The organism is Pseudoalteromonas sp. MMG022 (genome assembly GCF_021654245.1).
Taxonomy (GTDB): Bacteria; Pseudomonadota; Gammaproteobacteria; order Enterobacterales; family Alteromonadaceae; genus Pseudoalteromonas; species Pseudoalteromonas amylolytica.
The window spans coordinates 33554-55557 of record NZ_JAKFZQ010000001.1 but is presented as its reverse complement, the minus strand read 5'-3'; the positions used below and the strand labels follow the sequence as shown (position 1 = coordinate 55557).

Here is a 22004-nt window from a genome sequence, read left to right as displayed (position 1 = left end):
CCTACAATGTAGAACATATTTTTTACATTTGTTAATTGAGTACATAATTCTTTTCCAATAACAGGGCAACTTCACGGGCATTACCGTGCTGAAGTATTGTTAGATGATTACATGACAGTTCAACTGCTTGTATTTGCTCACAAAGCCGAGCCCAGCCCATATCAGAACTTAACGCCTCACCGGCAAAACTTGATGTATCACTGGCCTTAATCACCAATGCTGGGGTTTCATCCAGTTTGTAGTCACACTGAACTGGTGCGTTAATCTGAGCGCTAAACACCCGTCTGAATCTATCCAATTGTTCGATTGAAAAACGATAGCCAGAATGAGCCAAGTAGTTGCTCAGCCACTGAAGCTGTTGCTGTGAGTCTAACGATTGATAATGTGATAACTGCTCGGCGCTCATCTGTAAGGAGAAAAATTGGTTAAAGTTTTCTAGAATGAACAACGCGCACTGCTTATCATCAAAGCGCTCGACTTGGGATGTTGGTACTGGTGTATCCAAAACAGTCAAAGTGACACCCAAGTGGTTCGTCTGTAGGTGTTGTGCCATTTCATAGGCAATAAAGCTGCCAAATGAATGTCCAACTAAATGTACCTGTTCGGTCAATCCTGCTTGTTTAAGTGCATCTAAGTAGTAAGTTGCAGTGGCATTAACCGACGCTATGATATGAGACTCACAAGCAATCTCATCAGGCTGTAAACCATAGACTGGGATGCGTTCATCTAAGTTTTGCACTAGTGTCTGAAATGCCATGAGTAGGCCACCAGCACCAGCAATTAATACAATCGGTGCATATCCTGCTTGCCCAGCTTGTAAACACATCAAAGTGCTCAACGCAGATGGCTCACTACTGTGCGTTTTGGCGTGTAAAAGCGATTCTATGGCATCGCTGAGCGCTCTGATGGTGCGATGTTGAAACACAAAATCAATAGGCACAGATAAATTAAATATATGCCCAAGCTGACCCACCAAGCGCATCGCGAGTAAAGAATGAGCACCTAGGGAAAATATGTCATCGTCAAGACCAATGTGCTCTAAACTCAGTAATGCTTTGAGCTGACTTGATAACGCACTTTGCAACGGGGTATGTACTTCACTCATCTTGGTGTTTACATGCTGCTGAAGCGTTTTGACCTGCTCGACCAAGCGCTTACGGTCAACCTTACCATTGGTGGTTAACGGTAGTTCCTCAAGGAAAACGATATGCTGAGGTACCATATATTCAGGCACTTTACATGCAAGCTCAGCACAAACTTGTGCTTCAGTCACAGGCTTGTGAGTCACCAAGCACGCCACCAATTGTTTTGAGCCTGATGCGTCATCACGGATCACCACGGCACACGCTGCAACTTTATTATCCAACAGCAAATTGCGCTCAATCTCCGCAAGCTCTACACGATAGCCTCTAATTTTAACCTGCTCATCCAATCGACCCATAAAGGCAATCTCTCCGCTTTCGTTCAAACGTACCTTATCGCCTGATTTATAAAGTCTTTGTTGGGAGTGAGGTAACGTAATAAAGGCTCGGTTAGTTTTTTCAGTATCGCCCAGGTAACCGCGAGCCAAGGCGTGACCACTGATGTGTAGTTCGCCGCATATGTAACTTGGCAGTGCTCTTAAGTGCCTGTCTAAGATTGCCAGTTGCACACCCGCAACCGGTTTACCAATGGAAATATCACCCTTGATGTGGTTGGTGACATCTTGCAAAGTTGCTGAAATAGTCGCCTCAGTCGGACCATAAGCATTAATCAACCGGACTCGACTGCCGTAATTACGTTGCCAGGCCGATAACGCTGACAATTGCATTTGCTCGCCGCCTATGGTGATCACTCGCAACTGCTCTCCCAAATCAACACGCTCTAATGCCAACTGGTGCCAATAGGCCGTCGGTAAACTCATCAAAGTCAACTCGCAGCGCTTGGCAACTTTTGCTAGGCCGCTTGCCGATAACAGCTGATTGGTGTCACTCATCACCAACGTGGCCCCATTCAACAGCGTACAAAACACTTCTTCAGCAAACACATCAAAACTACAACTGGCAAATTGCAAATAGTTATCTTGAGCAGTGATGGTGTAACACTCACTCAAGAATGACACATAGTTCAATACACTGCGCTGCTCTACCATTACACCCTTGGGCACGCCTGTCGTACCTGAGGTATAAATGACGTAACACACGTCGTGTTGATGATGAACCACACCCTCAAGGTTGTTGTTTTCAAATGCGTCAGTGTCAGCACTTTGCATGTCAATGCACAAACATTCAGGTAACTCATCTTGCCAAGCATCTAACTTAGTAATAAGCGCTGCCGCTTTAGCATTATCGACCATAAAATGACGGCGCTCGGATGGTAGCTGTGGTGATACAGGTAAATAGGCGGCTCCTAGCTTTAAACACGCCAAAATCGCCGTTATCAACTCAAAGTTCGGCGCTAAGCACACCGCGATGATGGGCTGTGCATCGCGCTCTGGTAATTGGTGTTTGAGATAACACGCTAAATCACTGGCCTTTTTATCGAGCATTTGATAGCTGATGGTTTGTAACTGGTCATCAGCATAATACTCTATCGCAGTGGCCTGTGGGCTGCGCACAACAATGTCAGAAAACCTTTGCTGTATGGTGCTCTGGTTGCTAAACGGCACAAAGTCTGAATTGCTTGGTACAGCAAAGCTGAATGTATCTATGTCTAAAAAGCGTTTATCACTTGCTATTAAAGGTATTGTGTTCAACTGAGTTTGTGGCGCGCTGATAAAGGCACTTAGCAGCCATTGGATGGTCTCTAAACTTTGCTTTGCTGTGCAATGGCTAAACAGACTTGTGTCATAGCACAATGTCAACGACAAACGTTGCCCAGTGCCTACCACAAAGGTAATTGGGTAATGAGTCTCATCTTTGTGTGACTGTTGAATCACCTTAAACGGCGTATGTTCAGTATTATCTAAAGGGTCGCTTGGATAATTTTCAAAAACATACAGTGCATCAAATAGTTCACTGCCATTTTCAATCTCGCTACAGTCATGCACCAAAGTCAGCGCGCTATGGCTATACGTTGCTAGGCGCAAATGGTTATGTTTAACCGAAGAGATATAATTAGTAACAGTGCCTGAGGTCGGTATATTCAATTTCACGGCTTGAGTATTAATATACAAGCCAACTTTTTGCTCCACATTGACAAAGTCGCTCGGCCTGCCTGAAATGGTTTGCCCAAACAATGCATAGTCTTTATCACAACAGATGCTAAGCCAGTATCCCCAAACCGCTTGCAACACGTGATTGAGAGTAAAGCCATGAGCTTGAGCAAACTGTCTCAATTGCTCATATTTCTCGGGCTCAAGTTCTACCTCAAGCTCTCTAATTGTTTGCGGTTCACTTAGAGTATGCGTGGCAATATGTGCGCTTAATAAGGTTGGCTCACTAGCGTGACACAGATAATCTCGCCAAAATGCGCGCTCCCCATCTGCGTCTTTATTTAACAGATAAGCAATATAATCACGATAATTATCTTTTACTATTTGTATTGCCTGCCCCTTTATACGTCCATTGTATAAAGTCATTAAATTGGCAAACAAAATGGGTAGTGACCAGCCATCCATAATCAAGTGATGGTAAGTCCAGATAAAACCATATTGATCATCAACAAAGGGAATAAGACGTAAGCGCATACACGGTGCGTGTGTTAAATCAATGCCCGCGTCATACTCTTGCTCAGCGATGTTGGCAATATACGCTGACATTTGCTCTACGGTTTGCTGCGCTAAAACAGGTGTATCAATGTGCAGCGGTAGCTCACATTGTGTGAAAACTAACTGCAGCGGCTCATCCATTGCATTGACAAAGGCACTTCTAAGTATGCTATGTGTAGCAATCACTTGCTGCCAAGCATAGGCGAACGCTTCTATATCAAGCTCACCTTCAAACCTCATGACAGCTTGCTCTAGATATGGCGGTGCATGTTGCGTGTGTCGCTGTGCATGCAGCCACATGCCTTGTTGCAACATGCTCATCGGGTAGATATCTTCGATGTGTTGTTTCGCAAATGGCGCTATCAGGTTTTGTAGCTGAAGCCTTGACACATCCTTCAATAAACTAAAGTCACTCGGTGTATAGTGCCTATCGGTTTGCGCCATGCAGTGACCGACCACCTCGTTCAAGCTTTGTACAAAGTGCTCTGAAAATGCTTCAACGCGCTGTTCGCTGATGCGATTCTTATCAAAATCAAACGATAATGTAAGCTGCGAGTGACTTACTGCTGCTGTAATTTGCAGACCATAATAAAGGTGATTTAAATCACTGTGTAAGTCACCAACCGACTCTTGTGCATCCGCTATCAACCCTGTTTTATTAAGCGCGCCATCGAGCTGGCCTAGGTAGTTAAAAAATATCTTATCTTGGGTGTCTATGTGTAATGACTCACGTACAGCTTTTGATGAGTGGTTGTATCGCAACGCGCCATAACTACTTGCAATATGAGTTGTAGTGGCGAGCTGTTCTTTAACATTACAGATAACCTCTGTTAGGTTGTTTGCGTTACTGAATAAATGCAATGGAAACAATGATGTGAACCAACCAACGCTGCGATCACTCGCAAACTGTTGCTGTAGCAATTCACGGCCATGCCCCTCAAGCATAATGATCTGGGACTTGGTTTGATAATGGCGCATCATCGACCACTGCAATGCACTGAGCAACAATGCTTGCACACCAGTGCCGTAGGCTTGATTCGCCTCTTTGAGCAACGTGCTCGTTGCCTCTGCCGAACAGCTAAACTTGTAGTTTGCACAGCTCGCAGGTTGTGTTTTCCTATTGTCTGGAAGCGCTAAAACACTGGGACTTTTAGCATGTTGCGCCAAGCTCTGCCACTTTTGTAAATGCGTCAGTACTTGGCCCTGAGCTGCAAAAAAATCACTGATAAGCTTTAAATTTGTGGTGAGTTTAGGCAGCTTTGGCGCACGCGCTCTCAATACATTTTCAACTGCATGTTGCATGTCTTCAAGCAAAATACGCCACGACACGCCATCAATTAACACATGGTGTGCGACGAGTAGAAGTCGGTTAGCACTTTCGTCCTCTGGCGTTGTGATATAGCATGCGCGTAATAAACTGCCACGTTCAAATGTAAAGCTCGTTTGTAGTTGCTGAGCTGTTTTAACGAGCTTTGCGCGCCAGTTAGGCTCTGACGTAAGATCAATATGCTCCATCACTTCATCAAGCGCAACCTCTTTGGCCACTTCAAGCTGTGTGCCATCAACCACAATACGCAAGCCGTCATGATGAGCTATCAGCGTATGCATCACCTGTTCAATGTGATGTAAAGACACCGATTTATCCAGCGACAGCATCAGCGCCTGATTCCAATGGGTCGGTTGTGAAAACTGCTGTTCAAAGAACCACTGCTGGATAGGCAGTGCAGTAAACTTGCCAGCATAAGGTTGTACTTGTGACAATGCGTCTTGTCCAGTGTTTAACTGTGGTACTTGTTTGGCCAGTGCTTCAACGCTACTGTAGTTAAATACGTCCGCAACCGAAATTGATAAACCAATTGCACGAGCGCGGCTGGCAATTTGAATACTCAGTATTGAATCTCCACCATGGGCAAAGAAGTCATCGTTTGCCAAGAACATCTCACTGTTGAGCACATCACGATAAATGTTTAAAAGCTGCGCCTGTGTGCTGTCAAGTGGTTCGCTGATATTACTCACGCTGTTTTGTACGACTTGTTCACCCTCGAGGGCCAATTCATTTAACGCTCTGTGATCAACTTTACCGTGCGCTGTTAGTGGCAACTGCGCTAAAAATACATAGCGATGCGGGTGCATGTATACAGGAAGTTTACGGGTGACCAATTGGCTCACGCCATGTTGTAATGCCTGTTTGGTACTCTCGTTAGCAACAATAAACGCGACCAACTGTTTGATCTGCTTAGATGAAGAACAGATCTGGACAACACATTCATCAATCGAGTCATGGTTTAGTAATACCTGCTCTATCTCTGCCAGTTCAATTCGGTAGCCACGTAGTTTTACCTGTTCATCATTGCGACCAATATACGCAATCCTGTCGTTATCCACACAACGCACCAAATCACCGGTACGATAGGCTCTGACCGCCTTGCCTTGTCCACAATTAAGTGTGACAAAACGTTGTTGTGTTAATTGCGCTTGATGCAAGTACCCTCGGGCTAGCCCTTCTCCTGCCACGTACAGTTCACCCACCATGCCTTTAGGTACAGGCTGTTGCAAATTATCAAGAATATACAAACTCGTATTGTCTATTGGGGAGCCAATATCAGGCGCTTGATTTTTGGTTATCACAGCACCCGAGGTAGCCACAACCGACGCTTCGGTTGGTCCATAGTTATTGACAATAATAAAGGGGTGATCGGATACATCCACTTGATTAAGCTTATCCCCACCTACCAGCAAGTAATGCAAATACTGCGGCGAAAATTCTTTGTCAGCCAACATAACTTCAGCGATTGGGGTCGCTAAAAAGCTATGTGTCACCTTATGACGCGTCAACATGTCAGATAGTGCCAACGGCGAATTTAACGTGTCTCTGGTAATGGTCAATACTGCGGCACCACTGCACAAATAAGGCCATATTTCCCACGCTGCGGCATCAAACGCAATATTGGCAGTTTGACTGGCAACACTTTGCTGTGACACACTAAACGCTCGCTGATGCCACAGGCACAGGTTCATTAAACCTTGATGCGGGATCATCACGCCTTTAGGATTACCTGTAGTGCCAGACGTATAAATCACATATGCAAGTTGCTCTGGCTTCACCACAGGTAAACCCATAACCTCTTTAGAGGCAACCATAACATCATGCTCTAAGTGGTAGTCATCAATACACAATACGTGGCAGTCAGCGTGGTAAGTAGACGAAAATTTATCGATATTTTCACTGCGAGTAATTAACCAATTTGCCTGACAGTCAGAGGCGATAAAATCGATTCTTGCTTGCGGGTAATCCGGGTCAACTGGTACATAACAGCCACCAGCTTTCAATACCGCGAGCATACTCACCACAAGATCTATTCCCGAGGTCATACTGACCATCACACACTGCTCTGCTAACAGTCCTTTTGCCAGTAGATACTGCGCCAACTCTGTACTGCGCTGCTGCAACCATTGATAGCTAGCGGTTTGGGTACTATTTGGGTCTATCAGTGCGATGTTATTTTTCGATACATTATTGAAGGCAACACTGGCGATTTGATCAATCACGGTTTGCCCATGGCCACCCTCGCTATATTTGCCATGAATGATATGGCTGGGTATCTGAGTTTTGTTTAGCAAAGGTAATTCAAACACGTTGCGATTTGGCGTCTGAATAATATGCTCTACAAGTACCGCAAACGCATTTTTCATGGCATGTATGGTGTGTTCACTAAACAAATGAGTGTTGTACGCCCAAGTAAAACGCAACTGCGATTGTCCTTGGTCATCCAGCTCTTCGGTACAGCTTAGTTCAATATCAAACTTAACCTGATCCGCTAAGGTTTCTATTGCTCTCGTTTCAAGGCCAGCTAGCTTTAATCGCGTATCAATCTGGGGATTCAACGAAAATGTTAGCTGAAATACACTTTGATGACTTAAGTCTCTACTGAGTTTTAATTGCTCAACAATTTGCTCAAAAGGCATATGTTGATGCTGATGTATTTCTTGCAGTAAATTCTTTTGTGCAAGTGCTAGCCCTTCAAAACTCATATTGGACGTCAAAACTGTTCGGATCGGTAAAGTATTGACAAAAAATCCAACCAACGGCTCAAGTTGCGTGTGGTTTCGACCCGAAAAAGGCGACCCAATTACTACATCTCGGCTGTTGCTAAAGCGTGCTATCAATAGCGAATAAGCGCTGTGTAGCCAAGTAAATGTGGTAATGTCCAAACGTTGGCAGTGAGCACGGATAGCTTCACATGTTGCCTTATTGAATCTTTGCGTCACATACGCGCCTTGTGTCGCCAGTTGTTTCGTTCTGGGCTTATCCAGCGGTAACTGGTGTAAAGGTGGCGCACTTTCCAAGTGCTTGACCCAAAATGCTTTATGCTGTTCTAGAGTTTCACCGCTTAGGGTATTTCTTTGCCAAAGTGCATAGTCGGCATATTGCACAGACAACGCATTTCTCAAGTTTTCTGGCAACGCCTGAGTATGGGCGTAGTGATGATAAAAATGGGTAAACTCCGCAACCAGAATGTCTAGAGACTTAGCATCTGATGCGATGTGGTGCATATTAACTAACAGTTTGTAATCGTCACTTTTGCACTTCACCAACACAACGCGGATCATTACATCACTGTCTAACCGAAATGGCGTTTGTCTGTCATCACGCAACACCTTTAGCCACAGTCTATTCTTATGTTCTTCATTGAGCGCACTGGCGTCAACATAATTGACGATGTTATCGCGTACCTCATTGATTTTCTGTCTCGGTTTGCCGTCTTGGAGCTTAACAATACAGGTTCTTAATACTTCATGGCGTGCAACAATTGCCTGCCAAGCTTGCGAAAATGCATCAATGTTCAGCATACCTTTGAGCGTAAACGCCGCGCTCATATGATACTCAAGGCTGCCTTGTTGAATTTGATCGATACTCCACAAACGTTGCTGTGCAAATGACAACGGCAATATAGATTGCTCGCTACGATCAATGGGTATCATTTCAAAGCCCGAATCACGCTGAATTTGGTTGTTCTGTGCAACAGCAGCGAGAGATTTGACTTTGGGTTGCTGAAATAAGTCTTTTAAAGTGAGATTAAGTTTGGCCTGCTCACGTAATCTGGTTATGACCTGCGTTGCCAACAATGAATGGCCGCCCAATCTAAAGAAATGGCAGTCGCGACCAACCTTAGGCACTTGCAACACCTCAGAAAAGCAGTTTGCGATGAGCTTTTCAATGGGTGTGCTGGGTTCGCTAAACGTGTCACTTGATGAGCTCACGATGTCCAGCGCCAATAGTGCTTTTTTATCGACCTTACCATTAACGGTCAACGGCATTTCGGACACAGCAATTACACTACTTGGCAGCATAAACTCGGGCAGTGTCTGGCGTAAATATTGCTGCACCTGCGATGTTAAATCATCAAATTGTGCTTGGCTGCTAACAACCACAAAAGCACAAATTCTCGCCCCTAGCGTGTCATCACGATTGAGCAACACCACAACTTCATCAAGCCACGGGTGGCCACGAAGTTGGTTCTCAATTTCTCCCAGCTCAATACGATAGCCTCGTACTTTGACTTGATCGTCTATACGGCTTATATAAAGCAGTTCACCGTTTGCTAAATAGCGAACTAGATCACCAGTTTTATAAAGCTTGCCACCACTTGAAAAGGGGTCTGCAATAAAGCGCTCAGCATTGAGTTCTGCTCGTTGCCAGTAACCACGACAAACCCCATCACCACCGACGTACAGCTCACCAATCGCCCCCACAGGCAACAGCTGTTGCTGTTTGTCTAATACATAACAAGATGTGGTAGGAATGGGAAGCCCGATATTGCTGGCACCTTGGGATATCTCATGTTCAGTAATACGTTTATAAGTAACATGTACCGTCGTTTCGGTAATGCCATACATATTTATAAGCGCGCAATCGGCAAAACGCTTAGCCCACGGCGCAAGTTTCGCAGGCGCAAGCGCCTCGCCGCCAAATATCACATAGCGTATTTGATTTTTGGCAAGCTGACTTTCGTCCAGTGCCAGCATAGCGCTTTGTAGCACATAAAATGCGCTAGGTGTTTGGTTCAGTACACTCACCTGTTGTTCGATTAATAGCTTTGCAAATGCATCACTGTCTTTACTTTGCTCGGCACTCACCACCACTAAGCGGCCACCAAATAGCAACGCGCCATACATTTCCCACACTGAAAAATCGAAGCAAAAAGAATGAAATAACGTCCAAACGTCCTGTTCATTAAAATCGAATAAGCTAGGCTCAGTAAATAACAACCTCACGACCTGACGATGCTCTATCTGCACGCCCTTTGGTCGCCCTGTGGTCCCTGAGGTATAAATCATGTACGCCAAGTGTGTGCTCTGAATATCGATATTTGGGTTCGATGTATCGTCAAGGCCACGATAAATTTCAGGGTCATGAATGTTGATAACATTGTCAGCTAACGTATGAAGGCGTGTATAACTGAGTTCATCACAAACTAGTAAGCTGGTGCTCTCCCTAGCAGCGTTCACATCATTGATGATGTAATCAATTCTATCTTGTGGGTAGTCAGGGGCAATCGGCACGTATGCACACCCAGCCTTTAGAATAGCCAATAGTGTTACAACAAGGTCCCCACTGCGACCCACACTGACTGGGATAAGTTGCTCTTTACTGACACCTTGTGCCAACAACACCCGAGCTAATTTATTAGCGCGTACATTCAGTTCCTCGTATGTTAAGGTACTCTTTTCATCAGTGAGTGCGATGCGCTGGCCAAAGCGCTCTACACACGACTCAAACACATTGACTAGATTTGTATTTTTCGGCCAGCTAACATGGTTACACTGCGGTTGAGCAAGTAATGCCTGCTGTTGCTGCGACGTCACTACGGGAATACTCGCGCAGACTGTATCTGGACAAGCGCTGACATGCTCAAGCAGTAAGGCAAAGCTGTCTGCCCAATTCTGAACGGTCGCACGCTCGTACAAGGCGCTATCAAATTTCCAGTTAAGCAACACCCCTTGCTCGCTCAATTGTACATTTAGCTCAAGATCACATTTAATCGCACAATCGCTTTGTTGCGCTCGAACTTCTTCAATGGCAAGCCCAGGTAGAGTAAATGAGTCTTGTTGGGTTTGTTCTAACGTGAATAAGATCTGAACTAAAGGATGATGGCTTAAATCTCGTTTGCACTGCAGCGCATCCACAAGCTTATCAAACGGCATATTTTGATATTCAAATGCCTGCAATATTTGCTCTTTTTGCTTTTGCAGCCAATCAGAAAAGGGGCTGTCTTCTTTAAGCTGTGCGGGGATCACTATGGTATTAACAAATAAACCAATGAGCGGCTCAAGTTTAGGGTGAATCCGCCCATGAACGGGCGTGCCAACCAACACTTTATCGGCTTGATTGAGCCTGCCAATGAATAACATAAAGCAGCTTAGCACCCACATAAATGGGGTAACATTTTGCTTAGCGCTTTGTTCGAGTAAGCTTTGTTTAAATGCCACACTCAGCTGCTGGCGTAGTACCTGTCCTACTAACGCCTGCACGGCAGGCCTTGGCCTATCTGTTGGTAAAGACTGGATCGGGTCTAAATCCGCTAACTGGCTTTGCCAATAACCTATGGCATTTGTCAAATACTCATCACTGAGCGTGTCGCGCTGCCAGTGTGCATAATCAGCATATTGAATCGCAAGCTCTGGTACAGATGGTTCAACATGCGCCAAACGTGCACGGTAGATAGCTTCTATTTCCATCACTAGGCGCACCATTGACGCGCCATCTGAAATTATGTGATGCATATTAAACGCTAGCCAGTGTTCATTGGCATCCGACACCAACAGTACACGCAATAAAGGGCCACGTTCTAAATCAAATCCTTGTTGTTGATGATCTATCAGCGCTTGTTGTACTTTTTCAAGGCGCAAGGAAGATGGAAATTCGCTGGCATTTATCCACGTAAATGGCGTACTTATTTGCGATTGTATATGTTGCTGCGGGATGCCTTTGCCATCTGCGACAAACTGGGTACGCAGCAGTTCATGACGGCTGATCACCTCAGCAATGGCTTGCTTAAAGACGCCAACGTCGATTGAGCCATACAACTTGAACTCTACAGGCATGTAATATTGCTTTGAACCTTGTAACTGCTCTATAAACCACAAGCCTTCTTGTGCAAAGCTCAGTGGTAAAGGTTCACTGCGAGACACCATAAGCAGATCTTTGTTGCTACTCTTATTGCTATTTTTCGCAAACTTTTGTTGTACAAAATATTCAATGATCTGAGCTTTGTTTGCGACAATACGAGACTTCAACTCATCAGGAAATTCACCATTTTGCTTAAATGCCAAGCCACCATTTTTTTCATATAAGGTAATACCTGCGGCCAGTGCTTCACCAATCAGATTTTCAATTAATAAGGTTTGCTCATTCATTACAAAAACATCTCTTCAGAAGTGTCAGTTTGACTATCGCTGGGTGTGGCGTTGTTCACCGCCTCAGAAATTGCATACCATTGTGATAAAGCCGCTATCGTTGGCCGTTCAAACAATACCCGCACGGGCATATCTATTTCTAACTGCTCTTTTATCAAAGCGACACATTGCGTTGCCAACAATGAGTGCCCTCCAAGCGCGAAGAAATTGTCGGTAATACCTAAAGTTTCGACGTTTAGCAGCGCTGCAAAAATACTCTGTAGTGCTTGTTCAAACTCATTTCTAGGTGCAACATTTTCGGTATCAATGGCCGTTTCGGCCGCAATCTCTTGCAGGGCTTTAACGTCCACCTTGCCGTTATTTGTCAGCGGCAATTGCGCAAGCACCACAAACTTTTGCGGCAACATATAGCTGGGTAGGTGTTCGGCCAATTGCGACAATAATGGTGCGGCTTGTTGAGCGCTCATCACTTTGGCTTGTTTATCAGCCAACTGCTGGGTGTCGCCTGCTGTCAGAACAATATAAGCTTCAAGGTTTGATGCATCACTGTTAAGTGCTACAACGGCTTCTTTAATATCCGGTAGTGCGTTTAAATAATGGCTGATATCACCTAATTCAATACGGTAACCACGTAACTTAACTTGATGATCTGTTCGACCATAGTACTGTAACTGATCCGCTTTGCCTGCGTCACAACTCAGCCACCTTGCTTTATCGCCTGTTCTATAACACCTCACTGGCGCGCCATTTGCAGACAAAGGTAAGGATACAAATTTCTGTGCGCTCAATGAGGGTTGTCCCAAATAGCCACGGGCGAGGTTGTCACCTGCAATGTATAACTCACCGACCACGCCCTGTGGTACAGGGTTGTGTTGCTCATCTAGCACCACAAGTTGTGTGTTTGCAATAGCTCGGCCAATCGGCACACTATGCGCCTGCTGGGCAACTAACGCTTGGATCTGCGCCGTTCGCGCATAGTAAACACTGGTGCCAACCGTAGCTTCCGTTGGGCCATATTCGTTAACCCATAACACATTGGGCAGTCTGTAACTTAGTTGTTCTAGTACTTTAGTGGTTAAAACCTCACCACCGACCACCACGGTATGCTCAGTGAATGCCTCTTTGCCTGCGCTCATACTGAGGATGCCTTGCAAGTGTGCAGGCGTGACCTTGAACAACTTGGCCGACGGTGAGAACAATTCCTCACACAGTACATCTAACTGCGTGTCATCATAGGTGACAACCTTAACGCTCAAACCGTGTAACAACGCGCCCCATATTGAGGTTACGGTTGCATCAAACGCTAATGGTGTGTTGACTATCGAGCATGTGAGCGCATTGTTTAGGTAATTTTCCCGTACATGTGCCAAGTACAACGCCAGATTTGCATGGCTGATCTCTACCCCTTTTGGTTGGCCTGTTGTACCTGAGGTGTAAATTACATACGCCAATGTCTGCGCAGTTATGTTTGGCAGTACATCAAGCACAGGCACTCCTTGCCAACGTGTTACATCATCAACCACTACAACATTGCATTGACTCTGGAGTGCGAACTCAGACGAGGCTTTGCTTACCAGCAAAGTACGAGCGCGACTGTCATTTAAAATAAACTGTATACGTTGCTTTGGTAATTTAGGGTCGATAGGCACATACGCACAACCTAGCTGCCACACGGCCAGCATCGCAACGATCATCTCACTTGACGCTGGTAAACAAATGGCAATGTTGTCACCTTGATTCACGCCTTGTGAGTGAATCAGGGCTGCCAATTTTTGCGCCTGCACTCTAAGTTCGCTAAAACTAAGCTGAGTATTATCAGGGCCAATCACAGCCGTTTCTTGACTGTAGCGTGTTGCAACATCCTCAAAGCGCTCCACAATCGTGCGATTGTCGTCAATCACTTGCTCATGGGTATGTGCCTGTAGCAGTTTGCTTTGCTGTTGTTCAGTCATCACGGGAACTGTATCAACCGAACGATGAGGGTTCTCTAGTAACGCATTGATCATCACATTGAACGAGTTTGCCATCAAAGCGATGCTGGACTTTTTGAACAATGATGTGGCGAAGTTCCATTGCAAGCTAATCCCTGATGCAGATTCGATAGCATTTACTTCTAAGTCAAACTTCATGTTATGACCATCATCGGGCAACTGCGCTATTTCAACTCCCGGTAGGGTCAAGTCGACGACTTCGTTGTTTTGTAAAGCAAACAGAATTTGAAACAGTGGCTGGTGACCCAAGTCACGCGCTGGGTTTAAGGTTTCAACTAACTGCTCAAACGGTACTGCTTGGTGTTTAAATGCATCCAACACGACTTGCTTTTGCTGAGCTAAAAAGTCAACAAAACCCATTGTCTCGTCTGCACGCGCCCTGATAACCAGTGTATTAACGAAAAGACCAATGAGGTTTGACAGTTCACTGTGTTCTCTACCCGCAACGGGAGAGCCCGTCATCACATCTCGTGTTTGACTAAAACGCATGACCGTTAATGAAAATACACTGTGTAACCACATGAACAGGGTCACCCCCTGCTGCGCACACTGTTGCTTAATTGCCGCAAGCTGCTCAATTGATAAGTTTTGTACCAATGTATCGCCCGATAGCTGTTGTACAGCGGGCCTTGGGTAATCCAATGGCAATTGATGTAAAGGTGGATAGTCTCTCAGTTGCGACTGCCAATAACGTAATGATTGAGTGATGCTTTGCTGATGCTTTTCTTGGCGTTGCCAATGGGCAAAATCTGCATATTGAACGGGCAGTGATTGCACATATTGCGCAGCCAATTGATAGCCTGACTCATTACTAAAGTGACGATAAAAAGCAATAAACTCTTTAACTAAGATAGCCATCGACCAGCCGTCACTGGCAATATGATGCATATTGAAATGCACTTTGTGATCTTGTTCTGTAAAGCGCACAAGAAGCACCCTGATGAGCAAGTCCGCAGAGAGATCAAACGGCTGTTGCTGAGCGTGAGCCACTAACTCTTGCCACTTTTGCTGCTGGGTGTGCGCATCAAACGATGATAAGTCAACAACCTGTAGCGGGACATTAAATTGGTCGTTTACCAACTGTTCTGGCTGCTCGCCACTGCTGCCTGGCAAAATAATACTGCGCAGCACCTCATGGCGCTGAACAATAGCCTGCAAAGCTTGTTCAAAGGCTGTGATATCCAGTTGACCATTAAACTTAAAGCTGGCTGGCATATGGTACTGCATGGAGCCTTGTTGTACTTGTTCAATCAGCCATAAACGCTGCTGAGCATACGACAGAGGTAAGCGCTGTGTTCGTACTACTGGCACAATTCCCTCTGCAGACGCAATCTGCTGGCTATGCTCAAGCGCCTCAGACAACGTTGAAATGCTTGGGGTTTTAAAAAGCTGCTCCAGCGTGACATCAAGGTGCTTTTCATCACGAATATGGCTTATCAAACGAATAGCCAGCAATGAGTGCCCACCAAGCTCAAAGAAATTATCATTTAAGCCTATGTCATCACGTTTTAATGTTTCGCTAAATAGCTGTAGTAGATACGCCTGCAACGGGCTTAGTGAAGTAAGCTCTATGCGCTCTGTTACCTGACGAGACACCAGCTTAACGCTTTCTTTTAGTGCATCAGCATCTACTTTTCCATTGCTGGTAAGCGGCAGTGCATCAACGCGGTGTAACTGACTTGGCACCATATAAGCGGGCAAAAACTGCGCTAAATGACTTTTGTATTGTTGCTCACTATCTTGGCTTTGCTTAGCACATACATAATGTGCACACAGCGAACCTTGCTCGTCATCTAATGTGACTGCACAGTCGACAACTTCAGGTATCGTGAGTAAATGGTGACATATTGCCCCCACATCGATGCGATAGCCACGCAATTTAACGACGTTATCTTGGCGGCCACAATAGCGTAAATAACTAGGGTTGCCATCGGTATCCGCTTGCCAGCGTACCTTATCTCCCGTTCTGTAAAAGCGCTGTTTGATAGCACCACCCTTGCTTGTAGGTAGAGTCAGTTCAACAAACTTTTCTTTGTTAAGCTGCGTTCGATTGATATAGCCTGGGCTCAAAACTGGGCCAGATATCAACAGTTCTCCTTCAACATTCACAGGGGCAATATGATCATATTGATCCACAACCAACATGCCGGCCTGTGCTATTGGCAATCCGATTGGTACATCTTGCGCTTGAGTCAGTTGCGCCAACTCATCACTTGATTCGACAACATATACACTGCTGCCTACCGTGGTCTCCGTGGGTCCATACTCATTTATCCATCGACAGCGCGGGAGCTTTTCTGACAATGCCAACAGCAAGTCTGCACTTAATGCTTCACCACCGACCACCATGGTGTGCGCACAGTTGCTCGCTTCCAAGCGCTCTGATAGCGCTAGAACAATACGTAGATGTGCAGGCGTCAATTTAAACAGCTTATCGGTCGGTGCGCAGAACATGATCTGAACCAATGACGATAGTTGCTCAGCGCCCTCATTGATGAGCGTAACGGTACCACCTCTCGTTAACATGGGGATTAATGACGTAACGGTGGCGTCAAAAGCCAATGGCGTACTTACCACAGCTTCACGCAAAGCTGTCTTGCCAAGATAATGATCACATGCGTGTTGCAAGTAGGCATTGAGATTTGTATGGGTAATTGCTACGCCTTTGGGTTTGCCTGTGGAGCCTGAGGTATAAATGATGTAACACAGAGCGTCGTGGCCCGTTTGAGCCATTATCTCACCATTTTCGATGTCCAGTGGCATGTCGCTGTAGCCACTGAAGTTAGACGCTTCATCAAAAATATCATCCAACAGTAAAAAGTCTGTGCCACTGTCTATCAACTTTTCAGTTTCGTCACTAAAAGCCAATATCATTACCATGTCGGCATCTTCTACAATGTCAGCAAGACCACTGGCGGGCATATCTTTATGCAGCGGCACATACACATGCTGTGCCTTTAGAATCGCCAGTACCGCAACCACCATTTGCGCGCACGATGGTAATAAAATGCCAATCCGACTTTGTGGTTCAAACGCCATTTCTACAAGGCATTGGGCCAGCTGATTTGATAGCTTATCGACTTGTTCATAGCTGTGCGTTAACGCGCCATCTCGTAGCGCGATGGCATGGGGTTGACGCTTAGCTTGCTCGCTAAAACGCTGGTGCCAATGTTGATTTTTTGACTCAACCTCTAACACCTGTGCATAAGCTAATAACTGTTGTTGCTTTGCAGGTGAACATAGCTCCAGCTGCTTGACCTGACATAATTGATTTTCAATACATTGCGTAAGCACATGACAATATTGCTCAAAAAACTGCGCGACACTATTTTCATCCCAAAGCGCCGTATCATAGAGCCACTCCATGACCATGCACTCACCATCATCTATGACGCTAACCTCTAAATCTAGCTTGGCACTGCGTATTTGCGAGTCTTCAATATCAACTTGCAAACCATCAAGCTTAAGCGCCTCATTGACTTGATTATTCACGCGAAACACAATTTGCATCAATGGGTGAATGGCTAAGCTTCGCTCTGTTGCGAGCGCATCAACTAACACATCAAACGGAAGCTGTTGGTGGTTTAGTGCGTCGTTCAGCGTTGCCTTAGCGCGATTTAAGGTCTGTTCAAATGTTGTCTGAGCGTCAAACTCGCTACTTAAAACAAGGGTGTTGATGAAGTTTCCGATGATGGCTTCAAATTCAGTGTTGGTTCGGCCCGAAACAGGCGTTCCTATTAAAACTTTGTTCTGATTAGACGCGCGACTCAGCCACAAAGCAAAAACACTCTGTAACGTCACAAACAACGTATGACCTGAACGCTTTATAAATTCTCTAAGTTGCTGTACTAAAGCGCTTGGTATGTATTGGCAATACAGCGCACCGCCTGCAATCACCTTGTTGCTACGCTCACGATCCGTTGGCAACTCATGTACCTTAGGCGCATCAGCTAACTGTGCTTGCCAATACTCAAGGTCTCGCGCTGTGCTTTGTGTACCTTGGCCTTCGCGCTGCCAATATACATAGTCAATATAGCTGTAATGCTGCGCTGGTGGTAGCGGTTGGCCGCTGCGAATACTTTGATAAGCCTGTGATAACGAGCGACATAACAAGTCTATAGACCAGCCATCTGAGACAATGTGATGCATCGTCACTATCAACGAGTGCTGAGTTTCACTTTGCTTGATTAACGTCGCGCGTAACATCAAGTCTGATGTTAAATCGAAACTTCGTTGATAGTCCGCCAGTACCATTTCTTCAAGTTTATACGCCTGCGTCTGCGCGTCATACTCACTGAGTGAGCGCTCGATAATACGAAACTCTAGCGCATCATTGAGATACTGAACCGCTTGTCCTTTGGAACCCATTCGGTAGTTAAAACGCAAAATACTTTGTTGCTCAATGACATATTTAAAAGCACGAGTCAGTGCATCAACATCTAACAGACCAGTTAACTTAAAAACGCCCTGTAAGTTGTATTGACTGCTGTGCCCCTGCATCTGGTCAACAAACCAAAGACGTTGCTGAGAAAACGACAATGGGTGCTCGCCCACCAACGCATGCTCCTCTAACTTCTGTGGCAAGTCTTTGCTTTGATTGCTCTGACACTCAATGATGTTTGCCAGCTCGGCAACGGTTGGATTAGCAAAGATTTCTTTAAGTGATAATACATAACCCAACTGGGTTCTAACTTGGTTTAGCAAACGCATTGCTAACAACGAGTGGCCACCGATGGCGAAAAAATCATCGTGAATTCCCACGCTTTGAGTTACAACAATTTGCTTAAACAACTGCACTAGATCTTTTTGCAGCGGTGTTTGTGGGATGTTTTCAGCCTCATTAAGGCCCAACAGAGCTGTTTTATGCTGTAGCAGTTGATTACGGTCTATCTTACCGTTGGCAAGCATAGGCAACTTGTCATGAAGCACGATTACGCTTGGCAGCATAGGTTCTGGCAAACGTAGCTTAAGCGCAGACTTGATACTGTGCTTAAGCTGCTTTGCACTTAACACACTAGGCTTTGTAACAACATGCGCGACCACGCTTGCCTGTTCGTTGCTCATTTGGCACACCACCGCAGCCACCTGAACCTCAGCTAATGCGTTAAGTTTTGCTTCGATCTCCACCAGATCTACGCGGTAGCCTCTTACTTTGGGTTGATTATCTAATCTGCCGAGGTATTCAATCTCACCCACTTGGTTCAACCGGACTCTGTCACCACTGCGATAAAACCGTTTATCGTTTTCCAACGTCACAAAAGCTTGTTCACTGAGCTTTGGTGCATTGATATAACCTAAAGCTACACTATGGCCACCAATATAAAGCTCTCCAGGCATTCCAATGGGGACACTCTGTTGGTTGGCATCCAACACTCTCACTTCAACATGAGAAAGCGGCTTACCTATGGCAAAGCTCCCCCAATTCTCACTACTTTGTGACGTAAGCTTGTTACACGTAACGCCGACACAGGTTTCTGTCGGGCCGTAATGGTTGATGATATTTGCCTGTGGAAAATTTTCACGGATCTGCTCTACCAGTTTGCCTGTGAGCGCCTCACCTCCGAGCACCCACTGCTCTATGTTTGGTTTTTGTTCAAGCTCGGCTATTTGTGGCAATAACTCATTAGCGAAAGATGGTGTGATCTTAATAAAATTCGCATGACAGTGACAAAGCTCTGCCACGATTTGTTGTGGTTCTGGATACTCACACTGTGCAGCTATCAACGCTACGCTGCCGCCTTGTGCGAGCACCGGATAGAGCCCTGTTAAGCATAGATCAGTAGCCAGACCCGTTACCACCGCCGAGCGAGTTTCAGATGAAAACGCTAACACTTCACTCACGCCCGCAACATAATTGTTTAGTGCTTGATGTGAAACCATCACGCCTTTAGGCGTCCCCGTTGAGCCTGAGGTAAACATCACATAAGCGCAATCGTTTTGTTCGATATGTGCAGCTTGGTTGGCGACTAAATCCCCTTCACACAAGTTTGCAAAATGATGCATTTTTACTTTTGCGCTGTTTAATGACTCTAAATCAGCATTGGATAGCGGCGCATCATCAATGATTATTAACTGGTCGCACTGAGCTTGCTCTAACACCTCTATCACACGATTAACAGGCGTGCCTTGTTCTATCGGTAGATACCCGTGACCTGAACGCATCACCGCCAGCATTGCCACTACACTGTTGATTGAGCGCGGCACCAATATGGCTATGGGTGTGTTAGCGACAAGCTCGCTTAGCGCGCCAATAGAATTTGCAATTAAAGCACTTTGCCTATCAAGCTCTCCATAACTTAACTGCCGACTCTCTTCAAGCAAGGCAACCTTATGCGGCTGAGTTTGAGCGTGGGCTAGCATTGTCTCTACAACGGATTGGTTGCTCGTTTTGTTTTGACTTGCTAATAACTGATTGACTCTCGTAACACTTGGCAATTGTAACTGAGCGATAAAATCATCCGCATGTTGATAAAATGCAGCAACTAACGCCACAAAGTCATCGCTAAAGTCTCGAATAAGTTGTGCATCAAACAGGCTGTTGCAATAATCAATATTAACGGCGAGACCAGCCTCGCTATTTGCAATATTCAAGGTCAAATCAAATTTAGCGCTATGGTTATCAACAGGGAATAACTGAGCCGATAAGCCGCCATGCGACAGGGTATCGAGTGCAACGCCATTGTAATTAAACAACACTTGGAACAGTGCCGAATGCGCACTTGATTTGGCTAAATCTTGCGAGCGAATAATATCTTCAACTGCGGCGCTTTGGTTTGCCAGCCCATGCTTGACCACCTCTTTGATCTGTTCAGACAGCCCGCGAAGCGTTACGTTGCTCTCACACTTAACCCGCAGCGGTAAGGTATTAATAAAACAACCGATCATGGACTCAAACTCGGCCATAGAACGATTCAGCACAGGCACGCCTAAAGTCATATCTGACTTTTGACTATAGCGATGCAATACGGCATAAAATACGCTCAACAAGCCCACAAATGGTGTGACTTCGAATAATTGACACTGCTTCTCAAACGCCGCTACTTGCTGATTATTAATTTCAAAGTGATACGTGCTGCCATGATAATTTTTACTGGCAGTACGTGGATAACTGGTAGGCAACTCGAACAGCTCAAGGTCATTTAATTGTTCACGCCAATAGTTAAGCTGACTTTGGTAATCATCGCTAAGCTGATATTGCTGCTCCCAGTGTACGTAATCTAAGTATTGTAAAGCGTGATTAGCAGTTGTATCACTTTGTCCACTGAGTTCAACCAACAAGGCTTTAATAAACAAGCCAACTGACCAGCCATCGGCAACAATATGGTGCATCGCAACATATAGCCACTGTCCTCGTTGGGCGCTTTCATCCACAAACAAAGTCGCGCGAAGCAACAAATCATGCTCAAGGTCAAAGCAGTAATTGAGCTCTGTATCCAAACGCTCAATGATCTCAGCCTTACTTTCATTGTGAGCAACGTGTTGCGTGTGCAAAGTAAACTCTGGTTGCTCGTTTACGCGCTGGATAGTGCCTTGATCATGGTAAATAAAATTGCTCCTAAGTACCTCATGGCGCATGAGCAAACTATCGATTGCGTCTTTAACCTGAATAGTAGTCACAGGTTCAGAAAGCTTTACGACCCCAGCCATATTGTAGGCATTGGATTGACCTTCATATTGTGAGATAAACCAGATCCGCTGCTGTGCCGATGATAATCGTCCCTGCTTTTTGTTGTGCTGCTGCATGTAAGCAATCAATTGCTCTTTATGTGCCTTAATTCGCTCTAGCTGTTCACTTGGCACACTGGCTAATTTGGTTCTGAGCTTTAACTTACCATCTTGTAGATACACATAGATGCCTAGGCCGTCTAGCTCGGCCAACAAATCTTTAATCGCTAAGTTATCCATTA

At 45.4% G+C, this 22004-nt stretch carries 2 protein-coding genes; both read right to left on the bottom strand.

Annotated elements, in window-relative coordinates:
* Positions 1 to 31: 31 nt before the first annotated feature.
* Positions 32 to 12106, bottom strand: a complete 12075-nt coding sequence (locus L1070_RS00125) for a non-ribosomal peptide synthetase (RefSeq protein ID WP_237123989.1) — start codon at positions 12104 to 12106, stop codon at positions 32 to 34.
* Entirely contained in the window at positions 12106 to 22002 is a 9897-nt protein-coding gene (locus tag L1070_RS00120; RefSeq protein WP_237123988.1) for a non-ribosomal peptide synthetase, read from the bottom strand. Before L1070_RS00120 ends, L1070_RS00125 begins: the two co-directional genes overlap by 1 nt.
* Positions 22003 to 22004: the final 2 nt, after the last annotated feature.